At 67.0% G+C, this 17,680-nt stretch carries 20 protein-coding genes, 1 tRNA gene and 1 pseudogene; 14 read left to right on the forward strand and 8 right to left on the reverse strand.

The annotated features are described in order from the left end of the window. Positions 1 to 258 precede the first annotated feature (258 nt). The 8 genes from CFB41_RS27940 (at position 259) to CFB41_RS27980 (ending at position 5,687) form a co-directional block, all read left to right on the forward strand. Complete coding sequence (locus CFB41_RS27940; RefSeq protein WP_089458691.1) at positions 259 to 2,163, forward strand: sigma-54-dependent Fis family transcriptional regulator; 1,905 nt, start codon at positions 259 to 261, stop codon at positions 2,161 to 2,163. A gap of 71 nt (positions 2,164 to 2,234) precedes the next feature. After that, positions 2,235 to 2,537 (forward strand): 2Fe-2S iron-sulfur cluster-binding protein, encoded by a 303-nt coding sequence (locus tag CFB41_RS27945; protein WP_089426933.1) that lies wholly within the window; start codon positions 2,235 to 2,237, stop codon positions 2,535 to 2,537. A 56-nt stretch (positions 2,538 to 2,593) separates the two neighbouring features. Further along, positions 2,594 to 3,088 (forward strand): SRPBCC family protein, encoded by a 495-nt coding sequence (locus CFB41_RS27950; protein WP_089458692.1) that lies wholly within the window; start codon positions 2,594 to 2,596, stop codon positions 3,086 to 3,088. A 92-nt stretch (positions 3,089 to 3,180) separates the two neighbouring features. Further along, entirely contained in the window at positions 3,181 to 3,558 is a 378-nt protein-coding gene (locus tag CFB41_RS27955) for a DUF2946 domain-containing protein (protein ID WP_089458693.1), read from the forward strand. Positions 3,559 to 3,860: 302 nt separating this feature from the next. Beyond that, positions 3,861 to 4,226 carry a copper homeostasis periplasmic binding protein CopC gene (gene copC / locus CFB41_RS27965; RefSeq protein WP_089458695.1) on the forward strand — a complete coding sequence of 122 codons (366 nt, stop codon included), beginning with the start codon at positions 3,861 to 3,863 and terminating at the stop codon, positions 4,224 to 4,226. Positions 4,227 to 4,306: 80 nt separating this feature from the next. After that, positions 4,307 to 4,753, forward strand: coding sequence for a copper chaperone PCu(A)C (locus tag CFB41_RS27970; protein ID WP_089458696.1), 447 nt, complete (start codon positions 4,307 to 4,309; stop codon positions 4,751 to 4,753). 31 nt (positions 4,754 to 4,784) lie between these two features. Beyond that, the gene (locus CFB41_RS38335; protein ID WP_171026713.1) at positions 4,785 to 4,958 is read left to right on the forward strand and encodes a hypothetical protein; all 174 of its coding nucleotides are present in this window, start codon (positions 4,785 to 4,787) and stop codon (positions 4,956 to 4,958) included. A gap of 99 nt (positions 4,959 to 5,057) precedes the next feature. Beyond that, the gene (locus tag CFB41_RS27980; protein ID WP_089458697.1) at positions 5,058 to 5,687 is read left to right on the forward strand and encodes a LysE family translocator; all 630 of its coding nucleotides are present in this window, start codon (positions 5,058 to 5,060) and stop codon (positions 5,685 to 5,687) included. 15 nt (positions 5,688 to 5,702) lie between these two features. On the opposite strand, the gene CFB41_RS27985 is transcribed toward CFB41_RS27980, so the two are convergent. Next, positions 5,703 to 7,028, reverse strand: a complete 1,326-nt coding sequence (locus CFB41_RS27985; RefSeq protein WP_089459015.1) for a leucine-rich repeat-containing protein kinase family protein — start codon at positions 7,026 to 7,028, stop codon at positions 5,703 to 5,705. Positions 7,029 to 7,169: 141 nt separating this feature from the next. On the opposite strand from CFB41_RS27985, the gene CFB41_RS27990 reads away from it, so the two are divergent. Further along, positions 7,170 to 7,254, forward strand: a tRNA-Leu gene (locus CFB41_RS27990). A 150-nt stretch (positions 7,255 to 7,404) separates the two neighbouring features. On the opposite strand, the gene CFB41_RS38340 is transcribed toward CFB41_RS27990, so the two are convergent. Both CFB41_RS38340 and CFB41_RS28000 read right to left on the reverse strand, forming a co-directional pair. Continuing rightward, positions 7,405 to 8,445 (reverse strand): T6SS immunity protein Tli4 family protein, encoded by a 1,041-nt coding sequence (locus CFB41_RS38340; protein WP_179250182.1) that lies wholly within the window; start codon positions 8,443 to 8,445, stop codon positions 7,405 to 7,407. A gap of 106 nt (positions 8,446 to 8,551) precedes the next feature. Beyond that, the gene (locus tag CFB41_RS28000) at positions 8,552 to 9,436 is read right to left on the reverse strand and encodes a LysR family transcriptional regulator (RefSeq protein ID WP_179250184.1); all 885 of its coding nucleotides are present in this window, start codon (positions 9,434 to 9,436) and stop codon (positions 8,552 to 8,554) included. A 77-nt stretch (positions 9,437 to 9,513) separates the two neighbouring features. Here CFB41_RS28000 and CFB41_RS28005 point away from each other — a divergent pair, with 77 nt between their 5' ends. Then, a complete protein-coding gene (locus CFB41_RS28005; protein ID WP_089458699.1) occupies positions 9,514 to 10,815 on the forward strand; it encodes an aspartate aminotransferase family protein in 1,302 nt (433 codons plus the stop codon). Positions 10,816 to 10,850: 35 nt separating this feature from the next. Here the strand turns inward: CFB41_RS28005 and CFB41_RS28010 are convergent, their stop codons facing one another. Continuing rightward, positions 10,851 to 11,933: a LuxR C-terminal-related transcriptional regulator gene (locus tag CFB41_RS28010; protein ID WP_089441853.1), complete on the reverse strand. Its 1,083-nt coding sequence runs from the start codon at positions 11,931 to 11,933 to the stop codon at positions 10,851 to 10,853. Between the two features lie 488 nt (positions 11,934 to 12,421). On the opposite strand from CFB41_RS28010, the gene CFB41_RS28015 reads away from it, so the two are divergent. After that, positions 12,422 to 12,694: a hypothetical protein gene (locus tag CFB41_RS28015; protein ID WP_089441852.1), complete on the forward strand. Its 273-nt coding sequence runs from the start codon at positions 12,422 to 12,424 to the stop codon at positions 12,692 to 12,694. Positions 12,695 to 12,985: 291 nt separating this feature from the next. On the opposite strand, the gene CFB41_RS28020 is transcribed toward CFB41_RS28015, so the two are convergent. Beyond that, positions 12,986 to 13,735, reverse strand: coding sequence for an SDR family oxidoreductase (locus tag CFB41_RS28020; protein ID WP_089458700.1), 750 nt, complete (start codon positions 13,733 to 13,735; stop codon positions 12,986 to 12,988). Positions 13,736 to 13,780: 45 nt separating this feature from the next. On the opposite strand from CFB41_RS28020, the gene CFB41_RS28025 reads away from it, so the two are divergent. The 3 genes from CFB41_RS28025 to CFB41_RS28035 all read left to right on the forward strand — a co-directional run bounded on the left by CFB41_RS28025 (position 13,781) and on the right by CFB41_RS28035 (position 16,141). After that, positions 13,781 to 14,758, forward strand: coding sequence for an AraC family transcriptional regulator (locus CFB41_RS28025; protein ID WP_089458701.1), 978 nt, complete (start codon positions 13,781 to 13,783; stop codon positions 14,756 to 14,758). A 73-nt stretch (positions 14,759 to 14,831) separates the two neighbouring features. Continuing rightward, positions 14,832 to 15,689, forward strand: coding sequence for an AraC family transcriptional regulator (locus tag CFB41_RS28030; protein ID WP_089458702.1), 858 nt, complete (start codon positions 14,832 to 14,834; stop codon positions 15,687 to 15,689). Between the two features lie 44 nt (positions 15,690 to 15,733). Then, entirely contained in the window at positions 15,734 to 16,141 is a 408-nt protein-coding gene (locus CFB41_RS28035) for a DUF2000 domain-containing protein (RefSeq protein ID WP_089458703.1), read from the forward strand. A gap of 30 nt (positions 16,142 to 16,171) precedes the next feature. Here the strand turns inward: CFB41_RS28035 and CFB41_RS28040 are convergent, their stop codons facing one another. The 3 genes and pseudogenes from CFB41_RS28040 to CFB41_RS38345 all read right to left on the reverse strand — a co-directional run. Continuing rightward, positions 16,172 to 16,522 carry a VOC family protein gene (locus CFB41_RS28040; RefSeq protein WP_089458704.1) on the reverse strand — a complete coding sequence of 117 codons (351 nt, stop codon included), beginning with the start codon at positions 16,520 to 16,522 and terminating at the stop codon, positions 16,172 to 16,174. Between the two features lie 66 nt (positions 16,523 to 16,588). Beyond that, positions 16,589 to 17,512, reverse strand: a complete 924-nt coding sequence (locus tag CFB41_RS28045; RefSeq protein ID WP_089458705.1) for a DMT family transporter — start codon at positions 17,510 to 17,512, stop codon at positions 16,589 to 16,591. Between the two features lie 13 nt (positions 17,513 to 17,525). Next, positions 17,526 to 17,642: pseudogene (locus CFB41_RS38345) on the reverse strand (2OG-Fe(II) oxygenase); the annotation flags it as partial. Positions 17,643 to 17,680: the final 38 nt, after the last annotated feature.

The following is a 17,680-nucleotide window of genomic DNA, read 5'->3' on the forward strand; positions in this document are numbered from 1 at the left end:
CAAATCTGTAGAGGATTTCGGTGCGCACGCGTGCGCCGGATCGGCCGATTTCGAGGAGCATGGGCCGGAGTGAGTGTTGAAATGCTCACCGGGCTCGACCGCGGAGCATGGGACCAGAGCAAGCGCTAAAGCGCCAACTCGGGTCGACCGCGAAGCATGGGACAGCAGTAAGCGCTAAAGCGCTAACTGCTGTCGACCGCGAAGCATGGGACAGCAGTAAGCGCTAAAGCGCTAACTGCTGTCGACAGGAGACAAGTCATGCCGCAACCCTTCGTGCTGCCCGCCACCGCGGGTCGCACCGACCTGCTCGCGCAGGCGCATGCGCGTTCGACCGCGGTCGGCCTGCGCGCGCACGAACGCCCGGATTTCTCGCCGCTGTCGCGCCTCGCGCTGCGTGAACTGCTCGACACGAATCACGCACTGTTCTCGCACGCGCGCCCGGTGATGGAGAACCTCCACGCGCAGATCGCCGACACGCAAAGCCTCGTGCTGCTGACCGACGCCGACGGCGTGATCCTGCACAGCATCGGCGACGCGGACTTCATCGAGAAAGCCAACCGCGTCGCACTGTGTACGGGCGTGTCGTGGGCGGAAGGCGCGCGCGGCACCAACGCGATCGGCACCGCGCTCGCATCGGGCCAGGCCGTCGCCGTGCATGGGTCCGAACACTTCTTGCGCGCCAACCACATCCTCACCTGCTCGTGCGCGCCGATCTTCGACCCGTTCGGCCGCACGCTCGGCACGCTCGACGTCAGCGGCGACCCGCGCGGCTCGAGCCCGCATACGCTCGCGCTCGTGCGGATGTCCGCGCAACTGATCGAGAACCACCTGTTCGCGAACCAGTGCGCGGAAGCGTTGCGGCTGCGCTTTCATGCGCACGAGGAATGTGTCGATTCGCTGTTCGCCGGGCTCGTCGCCTTCGGCCCCGACGGCGGCCTGATCGCCGCGAACCGCAGCGCACAATTCCAGCTCGGCGCATCGTTCGACGCACTGCAACATCAGGCCAGCGACGCACTGTTCGGCATGCGCTTCGGCCAGCTCGCGCAGCAGGCAGCGCGCGCGCCGGGCGCGATGTTCCGCCTCACGCTGTCGACCGGCGTCCGCGTGCTGGCGCGCTGCGAATTCGCGGAAGCGCACAAGACCACCGTTGCCGTCACGCCGCCCGCGCCCGCCGTACGGTTGCGCACCCCCGACCCCGACACGATCACGTTCGCGACGCTCGACACCGGCGACGCACGCATGGCCGCCGTGCTCGAACGCGTCGCGAAGATCCGCGGGCGCGACCTGCCGCTGCTGATCCTCGGCCAGACCGGCACCGGCAAGGAATGGCTCGCCCGTGCGCTGCACCACGCATCGCCGCGCGCGGACGGCCCGTTCGTCGCGGTCAACTGCGCGGCGCTGCCCGATTCGCTGATCGAGGCCGAGCTGTTCGGTTACGAGGACGGCGCATTCACCGGCGCACGCAAGCGCGGCAGCCCCGGCAAGATCGTGCAGGCCGACGGCGGCACGCTGTTTCTCGACGAAATCGGCGACATGCCGCTCGCGCAGCAAGTCCGGCTGATGCGCGTGCTGCAGGAACGCGCGGTGATGCCGCTCGGCGGTGCGCGCGCGGTGCCGGTCGACGTGCGCGTGGTCTGCGCGACGCACCGCGACCTGCGCGCGATGATCGCGGAAGGCACGTTCCGCGAAGACCTGTTCTACCGGATCAACGGGCTCGCGGTCACGCTGCCGGCGCTTGCCGCACGCACCGACCTGCCCGCGCTCGTCGAGCGGATTCTCGCGCGGCTCGCGCGCAGCGAACCGATGCCGCGCCGCATCGCGGCCGACGTGCTCGACGCGTTCACGCGCCACCGCTGGCCCGGCAACCTGCGCCAGATGACCAACGTGCTGCGTACGGCCGGCATGCTCGCCGAAGACGAAGCGGAAATCACGCTCGCCCATTTGCCCGACGATTTCTGGCTCGATTGCGACGACGCACCGGCAGCGCCCGCCACCGCAGCGCCGGCCGCGTCGGCCGCCACGCGCGAAGGCACGACGCTGCAAAGCCATCAGGCCGCGGTGATCGATGCCGCGCTCGCGCGACATGGCGGCAACGTATCGGCGGCCGCGCGCGAGCTCGGTCTCGCCCGCAATACCGTGTACCGGCACCTGCGCCGGCATTGACGCCGGCCGCCAGCACGTTCGGGTATCCTTGGCGCGTTGCCGCCGAACCGCCGCCCGCCCCTGCCTCCGCCATGACCGACCCGGAACACCTGCCCCTCGTGCGCATCGAGCCGCTCGGCGCGACCTTCGATGCGCCCGATTCGCTGACGCTGCTCGAAGCCGCCGCGTTCGCGCACGTATCGCTGCCGCGTTCGTGCCGCAACGGCACGTGCCGAAGCTGCCTTTGCCGGATCGTCAGCGGCAGCGTACGCTACACGATCGAATGGCCGGGGCTGAGCCGCGAGGAAAAGGCCGACGGCTATACGCTGCCCTGCGTGGCCGTCGCGACGTCGGACCTCGTGCTCGACGTGCCCGACGCGGTCATGCTCGACTAGCCGAGGCGCGCTCGCGCGTGCCGTCCTGCAAAGGTTGATCCTGAGTGGAGAACGTCATGACCCCGCAAACCGATCGCATCGAAAAACAGGCCCAGCTCGACGCATCGCCCGACCGCGTGTGGGAAGCCGTCAGCAATTCCGGCGAATTCGGCCAGTGGTTCGGCGTCACGTTCGACGGCCCGTTCGCGGCCGGCCAGCCGCTGTTCGGCCGCATCACGCCGACCCGCGTCGACGACGACGTCGCCAAGGCGCAAGAGCCCTACGCGGGCACTGTGTTCGAAATCGTCGTCGACCGCGTCGAGCCGAAACAACTGTTCTCGTTTCGCTGGCATCCGTTCGCAATCGACCCGACCTTCGATTACTCGACCGAGCCGATGACGCTCGTCACGTTCACGCTCGCCGCACAGGCCGGCGGTACGCTGCTCACCGTCACCGAAACGGGCTTCGACCAGTTGATCGAAGCGCGCCGCGCGAAGGCGCGCGAGATGAACGACCAGGGCTGGGCCGCGCAGATGACACTGATCACGAAATACCTGGCGAAGCACGCGTAGCGCGCCGCCACGCCGCAGGTCCGTGCCGACATGCGCATCGACGTGCGTGGCATAATCCGCTCCATCGTCGCCTGTACGTCACCGCGCATCGCATGCTGAGTCGTCGCCTCCGGAAGATCGGCAGTCTGATCGGGATGCTCGCCATCCTGATGACGGCGCTCGCGCCGACGATCTCGCAGGCACTGACGACGCAGCAGCGCGTCGATACGCTGCTGGCCGGCTACTGCACGGTCGCGCCGGCCACCGGCGAGCGCGCCGCCGATGTGGCGCAGAAGAGCCTGACGGCCCACCTCCAGGCATGCGGCTATTGCAGCCTGCTTGCTCACACCCCCGCACTGCCCGCGCCCGAACTGACGTTCGCGGCCAACGTGCGCGTCATTCAGCATCGCGAAGCGACCCGCTTCGACAGCCTGCGCCGCGCGCTGCCGCTCACGGCCGCACAACCGCGCGCCCCGCCGTTCTCGTCCTGATTCGTCGTCAATGCCCGTGATGCCCTAAGGCATCGCGTGGCCCGCGCACGCCGCCGGCGTGTGCGACCTGTCACGTTTCGAAGGACGATCATGTGTCACCGTATTGCGCTCGGCGTCGTGCCGTGCGTGCGGTTGGCTGCTTCCGGTTCGTACTGCCGCGCCGACATTCGCTCGAGGGCGAACGTCCGGCCGCGCACGTTCGCGCTGACGCCAGCTGCCCTCGGTGCTGCTGCGAAGGTACGCGTGCATCCGTCCGTCGAATCCGTGTTGTTCCATCCGATTCGCCACTCGCACACTCGACCATGAAAACCTCCTCTTTCGTTCGCGGCGCGCTTGCCGCCCTTGGCTTCGTCGCCATCCAGGCCGCCCACGCACACGCGCTCCCGAAAACTCAGGAACCGGCTGCCAACGCCACGCTTTCGAGCGCACCGCACGCGGTCACGATCGGCTTCAGCGAAGCACTCGAACCCGCATTCAGCTCGATCGCCGTCACCGACAGCCATGGGCAATCGGTCGTCGACGGAAAATCGTCCGTCGATGCACACAACCGGAAACGCATGCAGGTCGCGCTGACCAACCTGACGGCCGGCACGTACACGGTCGCGTGGATCGCGGTGGCCAGCGACGGCCATCGCACGCAAGGCCACTACGCGTTCACGCTGAAATGAGGTCCGCGATGCGCACCGGCGATCCGCGCCGGCCGCGTCACCCCCTTATCCGCTGCCTCTACCCATCAGGAAAACCAATCATGAAGCACTCGACTCCGACCGGCCTGCTGTTCGCACTGCTGGTGCTGCAAGCCCCTGCCACGTTCGCCGCGCCGGCCGTGCAGGCAGAAAACTGCTGGATCCGCGCGATGCCGGCAACCGTGCCGTCGTCCGGCTACTTCACGCTGAAGAACGACGGCGACGCGCCCGTCACGCTGACCGGCCTCGACTCGCCGTCGTACGGGATGGCGATGCTGCATGAAACGCAGACGAGCGGCAGCACCGCGAAGATGGTCCATGTCGACGCCGTGGAAGTGCCCGCGCACGGCACGGTGAGCTTCAAGCCGAAGAGCTATCACGTGATGCTGGAGCAACCGCGCCAGGCCGTCGCGCCCGGCGCGAAGGTGCCGTTCCGGCTGCATTTCGCGGACGGATCGACGGTGTCCGTGACCTGCGACGCCAAGGCGCCGACCTACGCCGGCCAGTAACGTCCGCCGCCCCAGATCGAAGGAGATGCACATGAAACATCGCCTGCCGCTGGCCGACCTGATCGTCCGCTACCGGACGCCGCTGAACGTCGCCGTGATGATCGCCTGCGGGTTATGGGCCGGGTGGATCGCGTGGATGACGCGGCCCGCCGCGATCGATACGCCGCCGTCGATCCCGGCGTACTGCATGCGCGACGCGAGCTGACGCACCGCGACGGCGCGGTTCCGGCGCAAGCCTGCGTCAAATATTGGCGTGGCATCATCGCTCCATCCCGACCGCCGGAACCGCCTCTCGGAGCGCCGCATGTCCATTCAGACCTGGATGCTGTTTGCCGCAGCCTATCTCGCGACGACGCTGTCGCCGGGGCCGAACGTGCTGCTCGTCATCCGCAACACGGTGCGCTACGGCACGCACGGCACGGCCGCGACGATCGCGGGCAACCTCGTCGCGCAAGGGGTGGTCGTGGTACTCGTCGCGCTCGGCGTCGGCGCGGTGCTGGCCGCGATGCCGCCGCTGTTCGTCGCGATGAAGGTGGTCGGCGCCGCGTACCTGATGTTCCTGGGTGTCCGGCAACTGCGCGGCGACCGCAAGGCCGCCGCTACGACCGGGGCAGAAGAGATCGCCGCGCCCGACCGCGGGAAACTGTTCCGCGAAGCACTGTTCGTATCGGGCAGCAATCCGAAGACGATGATCTTCCTGTCGGCATTCATGCCGCAGTTCATCGTGCACGACCGCCCGCTCGCGCTGCAGTTCGTCGTGATGTACGCGACGATCGCATGCACGGTGGTGATCGTTCACAGCGTCTATTCGGCCGGCGTGCGCCGATTCCATCGCGGCTTCGGCATGAGCCGCGCGGTGCGTGCGCTCAAGCGCGCCAGCGGGCTGCTGTTCGTCGGGCTCGGGATCAGGCTGCTGACTGCGCGTCAGGCTTAAGCCGACGCGCGCCCGTCAGCGCGCGTGTGCGGCCAACTCGGTCACGATCTCGCCAAACGACGGCCGCGCTTCGACGTCTTCATTCACGCACGCCGCCGCGAGCGCATCGAGCGCGTTTCGGCCGGCCCATGTGCGCGGCTCGCATCGTTCGAGCAACTCGCCGAGCAGATGGCCGAACGCCCTTACCTCGATCCGTTCGAACGCTGTAGCACGCGTGCGATCGTTCGCATCGTAGAGCGATGCCGCGCCGAAATCCCCGAGCAGCGCGCCGCCTTCGCCATCGTGCAGGATGTTGTGCGCGTACAGGTCGCCATGCATGATGCCGCGCTCGTGCAGATGGCCCGCCACCGACGCGATGCCATGCGCGATCCGCACCGCCTCCACCGGCATGAATTTCGCATCGGCCGCATACACGTCGCGCGTGCAGGTCGCGAAGCTCGGCGGCCCGGCGAGGTTCGTGAGCGCAGGATCGACCAGCTCCATCACGAGGCCGTGCGTGCCGTCGGGATGCCCGCTCACCTTGCCGATCACCGGGATCATGCCCGGATGGCGGCCGGCGTGCAGGCACGCGGCCATTTCGCAATCGGGCAGGCCGTCGCTCGTCACCGCGCCCTTGAACAGCTTGACCGCGACCGCTCGTGGCGGATGCCCGCCCACGCGCCATTGCGCGCGGTAAATGACGCCCGATGCACCCTCACCCAGCTTCTGCTCGCAGGCCAGCGATGCCCAGTCGACGTTCGCGACCTCAGGCCCGGCCGACGCGGCGGCTTCCGGCGCGGCGCCGAACGGGTTGCCTGCGGTGGCGAGCCACGCGAGGCGCGGCAGGCGCAGCAACCAGTCGGGCAGTGCGTCCAGCCGGTTCGCGGACAGCCGCACCAGTTCGAGCGCGCGGCATGCGGCCATCTCCGCCGGCAGCGCGCGCAGCCGGTTGCCCGCGAGCATCAGCTTCTGCAGCCGCGAGCAATCGCCGATATCGGCCGGCAGTTCGTCGATGGCGTTGTCGGTGAGGATCAGCCAGCGCAGCGCGCGCGGCAGCGACCCGCTCGGCACCGTCTGAATCCGGTTCGCCTTGAAGCCGATCATGTCGAGCTGCCCGCACGCGCCAAGCACGTCGGGGAACGCGGTGAAGCGGTTGCCGGACGCGAACAGGATGCGCAGGCGGTGCAGCCGCGGCAGGTCGTCCGGCAGTGCGGCGAGCGCATTGCCGGTCAGGTCGAGCACTTCGAGCGTGTCGGCGAGATCGAAGATCTCGCGCGGGAATTCCGTCAACCCGCATGCGAGCTTGAGTTGCCGTGCGCCGGCGAGCTGGCCGGCCTGCAGTTGTTCGAGGGTGTGTGTCACGCGGGGAAAACGGGTGGCGGTTGCGACGATCGTCGGGTCGATCGCCCGAATTCTACCGGGATCGCCTGCGCGCATTCACCGATCTTGTCACACCCCCTTCACAAACGCGCAACGTCGCGCTAGAATTGCGCCCCTTGCAGTGCCGACGTGGTGAAATTGGTAGACACGCTATCTTGAGGGGGTAGTGGCGAAAGCTGTGCGAGTTCGAGTCTCGCCGTCGGCACCAAATGCGGTTTCTCCGCATGCACCGTCATTCCGGAAACCCGCGACAGCACGACGCTTCGCGGGTTTTTTGTTTTTGGATGGTCGGTCGCGGCAGGTCGTCGCCGGCAAAAGTGCCTGGACAACGTCGGGCCGTCGCATCCATCCCTGTCGATCAGACGGCGCCCGGCCTCAGTCGAAGACTGTTCAGGAACGCCTCCCACACTTGCAGCGCGCCAGCTTCATCCACGGGCGACGTTGCTTCATCCCGCGACAGATCGGGCGTCCTTGCGCCGAGTATCAACTGAATGGCGGTATGGGGTTTCGCCAGCGTGGCCGGATCGCCGGGTGCGAGCAGGTAGAAGCGATACGAAGTGATGTCGCCTTCGTTCAGTTCGAACAGCACTTCTTCGGCGTCCATTCCCGCGACGGTGCGCTTGCCTTTCCGCACGATTCGGTAGCTGCCGTTCGACAGCCGGTTAAGTTGTGACCGCAGTTCGGGCAACGTCTTGGTCAGCGATGATTTCTGATCCACGTCCACAGCATCGCGCATCTGGATCACCAGCAGCGCCGGACGACCCGGCATCAGCGCAAACGACTGAGACACTTCCTCTGTAGAAGTCGACGAACCCGTGGCAATCCCGCCGTCAAAGCAGAATCCCGATTCGGTCGGCACCGACCAGTTATCACGCGCCTTGATCCGACGATAGATGCCGTTGTAGATATCTTCCGCCCGATCAATTGCCGCCGACCCGATACTGCCGGTTGTATGAAATAGCGTTTTATTTTCGTAGATATACCCTTCAGTATCGAAAGGTAATTTGGCAGCCTTTGCAATCCCTTCTTGATAGACAAAAACTCTTGAAGTGCTTGTCGGAGAAAGTGTCTTCTCCAGCCAAGCAGGCCCTGCGCTATCGTTCGGGTTTGCAGGATCAAAGCGGCGTTTAGTGCGATACTCCCTTTCCAACCCGTCAACCTTGGTTTGATAGATAGCACGCGTTACGTTGTATTGCGTCTCCAGTTTCTCGCCTTGAAACTCGTACCGCTCATTCGTGATTTCGCTTGCCGCTGGCCGGTCGAACACGAAGCGGCCGACGCACCACGGACGCAGGTTGGACAACACGGGATTGGCGACCGTCGGCTCCTCGGCGAACGCGATCGAGCAGGCATAGATGCTCGCCGCCAAAAACAGAAATCGTCCCACTCGTGTCAGCATGTTGGTTCCGGTGCGTCGATTGTGATTTGCACGATACTGTAGAGCAACGCACAGACACGGGTGTCGACAACCATCGATTGATGCGTCATCGCGGCGACCGCGCGCATCACAACAGCGGCAGCGTGAGTCGGATATGCTCCGCAAACGCCGCCGTCAAATGCGACGGCCGCTTGCGATCGAACTTCAGCGCAATGCCCACCGCCGGCAACGGCGGCAGGCGCGGATCGCCGGTGACGATCGCCAGATCTGCCGGCACCGCCGTCTGCGTCATCACCGCGAACGCCTGCCCGGAACGCACGAGCGCGATCAGCCCCGCGAGACTGCTGCTCGCATACGCGACGCGGTAATCGCGACCCGCACGATCCAGCACCTCGCAGGCCGCGAGGTGATCGAGCGTGTCGCGATCGGACAGCGCCAGCGGCAACGGATCGAAATGCGCGGGCTCCAGCCCCGGATAGCCGATCCAGACCAGTTGCTCGCGGCGAATGATGTCGCCATTCGTGCCGTCGTCGGGCAATGAAATCATCGCCAGATCGACCGCGCGTTTCTCCAACTGCTCGATGAGCCGCGGCGTCGGCCCGCACACGACCTCGACGATCGCCTGTGGATGCTGGCTCGAAAACTGCCGCAGCAGCGACGGCAGCCAGACTGCCGCGTAATCGTCCGGGCAGCCGAAGCGGATCGTCCCCGACAACCCCGTGCCGCACAGGTCGGCCATCGCCTCGTCGTGCAGTCGCAGGATGCGCTGCGCGTGGACGAGCAGCCGCTCGCCCGGATGGGTCAGCACCACGCCGCGCCCGGTGCGCTGGAACAGCGGCTGGTCGACGGCCTCCTCGAGCCGCTTCATCTGCTGGCTGAGCGCGGACTGGGTCCGGCCGACGCGCGCGGCCGCGCGGCTCAGCGCGCGCACCTCGGCGATCACGACGAACGAGCGCAGCAGGTCGATTTCGAGCGAAAGCGCCAAGGTATTAGCTCCTTTTCTACCTTGCATTAGAACTATTCGTTTCCATCAAACCAGACGCGCGCCTAGACTGCAAGCGCCCCCTGCCCCTTTCCTGGAGACACCCGATGTCCCTGAACGACGACCCGACCTTCTGGCGCAACGCCACGCAGCACCTGGTCCGCTACGGCGGCACGTTCGAGCCGATGATCATCGAGCGCGCGCAAGGCAGCTTCGTGTACGACGCGGACGGTCGCGCGATCCTCGATTTCACGTCGGGCCAGATGAGCGCGGTGCTCGGCCACAGCCATCCGGAGATCGTGTCCGTGATCGGCGAATACGCCGGCAAACTCGACCACCTGTTCAGCGGAATGCTGTCGCGGCCCGTCGTCGACCTTGCGACGCGCCTCGCCGACGTCACGCCCGCCGGGCTCGATCGCGCGCTGTTGCTCAGCACCGGCGCGGAATCGAACGAAGCGGCGATCCGGATGGCGAAGCTCGTCACCGGCAAGTACGAGATCGTCGGCTTCGCGCAGTCGTGGCACGGGATGACCGGCGCGGCCGCGTCGGCCACCTACAGCGCCGGCCGCAAGGGCGTCGGGCCGGCCGCCGTCGGCTCGTTCGCGATTCCGGCGCCGTTCACGTACCGGCCGCGCTTCGAGCGCAACGGCGCCTACGACTACCTGGCCGAACTCGACTACGCGTTCGACCTGATCGATCGTCAGTCGAGCGGCAACCTCGCGGCGTTCATCGCGGAGCCGATCCTCAGCTCGGGCGGGATCATCGAACTGCCGGAAGGCTATATGGCGGCGCTCAAGCGCAAGTGCGAGGAACGCGGGATGCTGCTGATCCTCGACGAGGCGCAAACGGGCGTCGGCCGCACCGGCACGATGTTCGCGTGCCAGCGCGACGGCGTGACGCCCGACATCCTGACGCTGTCGAAGACGCTCGGTGCCGGGCTGCCGCTCGCGGCGATGGTGACGTCCGCGGCAATCGAGGAACGCGCGCACGAACTCGGCTACCTGTTCTACACGACGCACGTGTCGGACCCGCTGCCCGCGGCCGTCGGCCTGCGCGTGCTCGACGTCGTGCAGCGCGACGGGCTCGTCGAGCGGGCGAACGTGATGGGCGACCGGCTCCGGCGTGGCCTGCTCGACCTGATGGAACGCTTCGACTGCATCGGCGACGTGCGCGGGCGCGGGCTGCTGCTCGGCGTCGAGATCGTCAAGGATCGCCGCACGAAGGAACCGGCGGACGGGCTCGGCGCGAAGATCACGCGCGAATGCATGAAGCTCGGGCTCAGCATGAACATCGTGCAGTTGCCGGGCATGGGCGGCGTGTTCCGGATCGCGCCGCCGCTGACCGTCAGCGACGCGGAAATCGATCTCGGGGTGTCGTTGCTCGAGCAGGCGATCCGGCGCACACTGTAACGGCACGCCAGGCACCACGCCGCACGCGTCGAAGCCTAGTCGAGCCGCCCGGCCCGGAACACGCTGCGCAATTCGTCATGATTATGGACGTTGAGCCGGCGATAGATCTTGCGGACATGATCGACGACCGTGCTGTCGCGCAGCGCGAAGTCGCGCGCAATCTCGCTGTGCGAGCGGCCCAGCACGAGCGGCACGCAGAGTTCGCGTTGTCGCTCGGTGAGGCCGAATGCGAAACCGAGCCGTTCGACCATCAGCCTGAGCGGCGGAAAGTGTTCGATATGAATCACGATCGCGGCATCGCGCTGCAACGCGACCGCGTCGGTACATCGATAGGCCTTGAAGCGGAAACGCCCCGCAAGGCTGCGACGCTCGAGCGTCGCGGGTGGCGCCGGGTAGCCGAGCCAGATCCGGTCGAGGTTCGAGCGCAGCGGCGCGAGCCAGTCCGGCAGGCGTTCGTTGCGGTAGAACGCGACCGGCTCGCCGGTCGCGAGCGCCAGCATCCGGATGCTGTCGGCGTTGTGCAGCAGGAGCCGGCCATCGTCGTCGACCACCAGGGTCGCGGACTCGCTGCATTCCGATTCGTGCAGCGTGGGCTGCACGGGCCGCGACAGCGCATGGGCCAGATGCCGCGCCACGGGTTCGATGTCGCGATGGTTCTGGTCCGAGAACGGACGCGCGCCCGGTGCGCGCGACAGCAGCAAGCTGCCCCAGCCGCGCGTGCCGTCCGTCGCGGTCAGCTCGAGACAGTGGCGCATCGACACCGGCCGCCACAGATCCGCATACATGTCGCTCGCCAGCAATGCATCGTCGTAGTGCGCGCTGTTGTCGAAGCCGCGCCCGCGGCGCATCGCATCGGAAAACGTGATGCCCAGCACCTGCTGCCGGGACGTGTTGTGGATGTTCGCGAAATACGTCGGCAAGAGCGAATAGACGACCTCGTTTTCGCTGCACACGTCCGACACGGCGTAGTGTTCGTCGGCATAGAAGAACATGCCCCAGTCGGCGCCGACGATGTGCCGGGCCGCCTCAATCACATGAGGAATGACGAGATGCGGCTCGACGGCAAGCGAACAGAGCCGACGAATATGGCTGGCAAGCGCGACGTGTTTGTCAGACATGAATGCGCTCCTCGAACATGCACCGGATTCGTTCGCGGGTCGCGGCGAGACGCTCGACTGCACACGCTCCGCGATGTCTGTGCAGTGTAGGCATTCCACATGACAACGGCGGCAATTACCCCCTTTCAAGAGGGCGTTAAACCGGCATGCGGGTTCTATCATTCCGCCATTCCGGCTGCATTCGCGCGACGAACCCGCTCCTGCGCGTTCGGCATGGGAGATTTGTCCGGCGCGTGCAATGACGACGGAATGACCCGATTCACGATGCGCGAGTCAAACGCGCACAGGACGACGCGACACGCGCGACAGAACCATCGCGTGAATCTGCGCATGCCGACGCGTCAGTCGCCGTAAAACCTTGATGAATTGCCGGGGGCGGATCGAGTTGCGCGTACGGGCAGCCGCACGCATGCGCCACGTCGACATACGCGGACGATGCAGCATCCGCGTCGGGGTTGTTGCATTGCTTGTTCATGTGAGGTGCCACGATGAAGAGCATGGTCAAGGCGGCGCTCGCCGCCATTTGTGTGTTGAGTGCGTCAGGTCTCGCCCGGGCGCAGGACGATGGCGCCGCGGCGGCGTCGAGCAAGCCGTCCGACTCGGCGATCAGCGCGACGTCGATGGGCAGCATGCCCAGCGGCGGATCGCAGGCAGGCGGGCCGGCCGGGCTCAGCCGCGCACAAGTCAAGGAGGAATACCTGCGGATGCAGAAGTCGGGAGATCTTCAGCGTCTCAACGAGCTGTACCAAGGCGGCCAGTAGCGGCAGAGGTCCGGCTCGGCGTGGCCGCGCGTGTATCGGGTGGGGGTAGCTGGCGCGACCCTGCAGGGCCGGCGGATAGACAGGCAGCGAGCAGAAGCGCGCCCGGCGTGCTTTCATGCCGAGCGCGACAGGCTGAACCGCGCGGATCGCATCCGTCCGTGATGCATGCACGTACGTGCCTGCCGCCGCGCGAGTGGCTGGTTTCAAGCCGGAGGCATCCCGCCTCACGCGAGCGAACGAGCCTGCCTGATCCGTTCATTGGCAAGCCGGTTCGCCCCATGTCGGCAAGCGTCAGCCCGCTTCCGCCGCCCACGCGACGGCATCGGCGCCGGCCGGAATACGCATCGGGCTCGACGGATCGGTCGCCGCGCGCCACACCGCTTCGGCGACGTCCTGCGCGTGCGTAATCGGCGCGGATTCGTCGACGATGCGCGCAAAGACCGCCGCGGCAAATTCCGCATAAGCCTCGTGCTCGAAGCCGTGCATGTGCGCGCGCGCGTTGTCGGCAAAACGCGTGTCGGGCGCACGCCCCGGCAGCACGAGATGCGCACGCACGCCGAACGGCGCGAGTTCGAGCGCCATCGATTCGGTGTACGCATTGACCGCCGCCTTGCTGGCGCGATAGGCGGCAAGCAGCGGCAGTACCTTCAGCGTGACGCTCGACGTGACGTTCACGACGACGCCGGCCCCACGCCGGCGCAACTGCGGCAGCACGGCTTCCGTCACCGCGATCGTGCCGATCGTGTTGGTTTCGAACAGCGCACGCACGGTGTCGATCGGCATCAGTTCGGCCGGTGCCGCCGCGCCGAAACCCGCATTGTTGACGAGCACGTCGATCGGGCCGGCGGCGTCGATCGCCGCGCGGATGCTGTCCGGGTTCGTGACATCGAGCGCCAGCACCCGCAGGTTCGGCGACGGCGGCAGCACGCCCTCGCGCGGCGTACGCATCGTCGCGACGACCTGCCAGTCGCGAGCCAGGAAATAGCGGGCGATCTCGAGGCCGAAGCCGGAGGAACAGCCGGTGATCAATACGGTCTTCATGCGAACTCACTCCTGTGACGTGTTGAGCATGTGTTCGTACGATAGATGGCCGGATCCGTATTCGCTACAATCGAAAATCCGATTTTCATTTGCGAGAGTCCGGCGATGATCGATCCGTTAGCCGAGGTCGTGACGCTGTTGCAACCGAGCACGCGGTATTCCAAGCTCGTTCACGGCGCGAGCCCCTGGCGCATCAACCGCACGGTCGCCGGCGAGCCGTTCTATTGCGTGGTCCTGGATGGCGGGTGCCGGGTCGCGATCGACGGGCATCCGCCGATCGACCTGCTGCCCGGCGATTTCGTGTTGATTCCGGCTGCCCACGGCGTCGCGATATCCAGCTTCGAACTGCCGCCGCCCGGCGTCGAAACCGCCGCGCCGGTCGCGCTCGACAACGGCGAATACCGGATCGGCGACGCGGATCGCCCGGTCGACACGCGCATGATGGCCGGCCATTGCAGCTTCAGTTCGCCCGACGCTGCGCTGCTGGTGTCGCTGCTGCCGCAATACGTGCACGTGCGCGGCGAACCGCGCCTGACCACGCTCGTGCAACTCGTGCGGGACGAATCGCGTGCGCAGCGGCCGGCACGCGAACTCGTGCTGTCGCGTCTCGTGGAAGTGCTGCTGATCGAGGCATTGCGGTTCTCGGCCGGCACGGATGCGTCGCCCGGCCTCGTGCGCGGGCTGGCCGACAACCGGCTGGCCGCCGCGCTCCGCCGGATGCACGAACGCCCCGCGCATCCGTGGACGATCGTGGAGTTGGCGAAGGAAGCCGCACTGTCGCGCTCGACCTTCTTCGAACGCTTCAGCCGCGCCGTCGGGCTCGCGCCGATGGAATACCTGCTCACGTGGCGCATGGCGCTCGCGAAGGATCTGCTCCGCCGCAACGACGGCCGCATCGCCGAGATCGCGGGGCGCGTGGGTTACAGTTCCGCGAGCACCTTCAGCGTCGCGTTCACGCGCCACGTCGGCCGGCCGCCCGCGCAATACGCACGCGACGAGCAGGCGACGGCAAACGAAGCATGATGCGCACCCGCCCCCACTGCCCCGCGACCTGCGTACACTATTCGTCACGAAACGACGACGCGCAACGCATCCGATGACGACACCCGCGAAGCCCATCGACACAACCGGCCACTGGCTCGTCGCACGGCGCGATGCGGAAACCGGCATCGAAAGCCTGCATGCGCATTTCAACGGCCATGCCTACGACGCGCACGATCACGACGACATGCTGGTCGGCTTCACCGAGCAAGGCGTACAGCAATTCCAGTGCCACCGGTCGGTGCATACGAGCGTGCCGGGCCGCGCGATCCTGATCGAGCCGGGCGCGCTGCACGACGGCCATGCGCCCGAAGCCGGCGGCTTCACCTACGGGATGCTGTACCTGCCGCAAGCGTGGGTCGAGCGCGCCGCACGACGGCTGGACCTGCCGGGCCTCGGCGGCGTCGAGGCGTCGTTCGGCCATACGCTCGTCGACGATCGCGGCCTCGTCGACGCGATCCGCCAGGCGTTTCTCGCGATCCACGGCAACGAGGGCAAGCTCGCGCGCGACCAGACGCTCGACCGCCTGCTGATCCGGCTCGGCGGCGAACTGCGCGGGCCGGTCGTGCTGGAAAGCGCCGTCGTGCCGCCCGCGATCGCACGCGTGCGCGATCTGCTGCATGAACACATGGACGGCAACATCGGGCTCGACGAACTCGCGCAGGTCGCCGGGATCGACCGGTTCCGGCTGACGCGGCTGTTCCAGCGGGCGTTCGGCACGTCGCCGCACGCGTACCTGGTGCGCTTGCGGCTGCGTGCCGCGCGTCGGCTGCTGGCGGCCGGCCGCACGCCGGCGCAGGCGGCCGCGGACGTCGGCTTCGCCGACCAGAGCCACCTGGGGCGCTGGTTCCGCCGCGCGTACCGGATCACGCCGGCCGCTTACCGGCAACTCTGCACAAACGTTCCAGACTGATCGCGCGCGGCCGCCGATCATGAGCGTCTCTACAAGGAGCACTCATGTTCGATACCAAGGTAGCGCTGATCGTGCGCGACGATCTCGCGGCGTGGCAAAAACTCAATGTCGTTGCGTTTCTCGCGACGGGCGTCGCGGCCGAAGCCCCCGAAGCGCTCGGCGAGCCGTACGAGGATGCGGCGGGACGCCGCTACGGCCGCATGCTGGGCCAGCCGATGCTGGTGTTCTCGGCCGACCTGAACGGCCTGCAGGCTGCTCACCGGCAGGCGCTGTCGCGCGAGCTCACGATCGTGCCCTACGTGCAGGCGATGTTTTCGACCGGGCACGACGCGGCCAACCGCGAGGTGTTTCGTGCCGGCGATGCGGAGAATCTCGACTTCGTCGGGCTGGCGCTGCATGGGCCGAAGAAGGCGGTCGACAAGGCGGTGAAGGGGTTGGCTTTGCATGCGTGAATACCCGCCAAGCCGCCCCGGCGTGCAGCGTCAGCGATGCGCAAGTACGTTGACCAGCTTGCCGAACGGATCGCGCACATAGAACCGCCGCACGCCCCACGGCTCGTCAGCCGGGCCGTACTCGACCGGAATCCCGGCCGCAAGCACGCGTGCGAGTGCGTCATCGACGTCGTCGACCTCGATCGACAGATCGGGCGTCGGCGTGCCCGATCCGCCCTCCGATGCGAAGCTGATCTGCACGTCCATCTGCTCGGCATTGCCGTAGGTTGCGATCCAGCCGTGGTCCATCAGCAGGTCGAGGCCGAAGATCCGTTGATAGAAGCGCCTTGCGTCGTCGACTGACCGGGTGTCGATATTGGCGACGATCCGTTTGACTTTCATCGGGTTCCTGCGCGGGTCGTGACAGTACCGCGACGCTACACCGGAACCGCGCGCGCAACCAGTGCATCAACGGCCGGCCGCCCCCACGTTCGTCCGCCGCGCCCGTGCGGGCCGTTCCACGTGCTTGCCGGCCAGCCACACGCCGATCGCGACGACCACGATGCCGAGATAGGTCGTCACCTCGATCCGGTCACCGAACATCCACGCGGCCCACATCAGCGTCACGGGCGGTTCGAGATAGACGAGGGTCGCCACGCGCGTCGCAGGCATCCGCTTGAGCAGCGCCCACAGCGACAGGTAGGCGATGAAGGTCGAGAACACGGTCAGCCACACGACGGACACCCACACGTTCGGCTGGGTCGGCACGTGCAGGTCACCGGTGACGATCCCGCATACCGCGAACAGCACGAGGCTCACGCCGCCCTGCACGAACAGCGGCAGGAACAGCCCGTCCTCGTTGCTGCGCGCGGCCGTCAGCGCGCGGCGCCGCTGATAGATCGTCGCGATCGACAGCCCCAGCGCGGACACCAGCGGCAGCAGGTACATCACGAGCCCGACCGACCCGGCCGGCAGCGCATACTGCCCGCCGATCACGATGCCCACGCCGACGAACCCGACGACGAGCCCCACCCACTGGCGCGCCCCGCCGCGCTCGCTGCCTTCGAGCGACGTCATCGCGGCCGTGATGAGCGGCTGCATCGCGGCGACGATCGCGGCAATGCCGGGCGGTAGGCCATGCTGAATCGCGACATACACGCAGGCCAGGTAAAGAAATTGCGACAGGAAGCCGATCACCGCGTGATAGCGCAGCTTCTCCCACGTCAGGCGCCCGAGCTGCCGGTTGAGGACGATCGCGAGGCACAGCGTGACGAGCAGGAACCGCCAGAACAGCAGGTTGAACGCGCCGGCCGTCTCCGCGCCGAGCTTGGCGCCGATGAAGCCGGAACTCCACGACAACACGAAAACGAACTGGAGCAGGAATAGCTGCATGGAGCGACGGTTCTCAGAAGGTTGCCGAGGACAGGCGCGGGTCCGCCAGATCCCCGGGACGAATCGGTTCGAGCCCGAGGCGGTGATACTGCAGTTCGGCGTCGTCCCGGAGCGCGCGCTGCAGCGCCAGCCGCTCGCTCAACTTGCCGATCGCTTCGCACAACGAAC

Origin of the sequence: Burkholderia sp. AU33803 (genome assembly GCF_002223095.1) — a bacterium.
GTDB lineage: Bacteria > Pseudomonadota > Gammaproteobacteria > Burkholderiales > Burkholderiaceae > Burkholderia.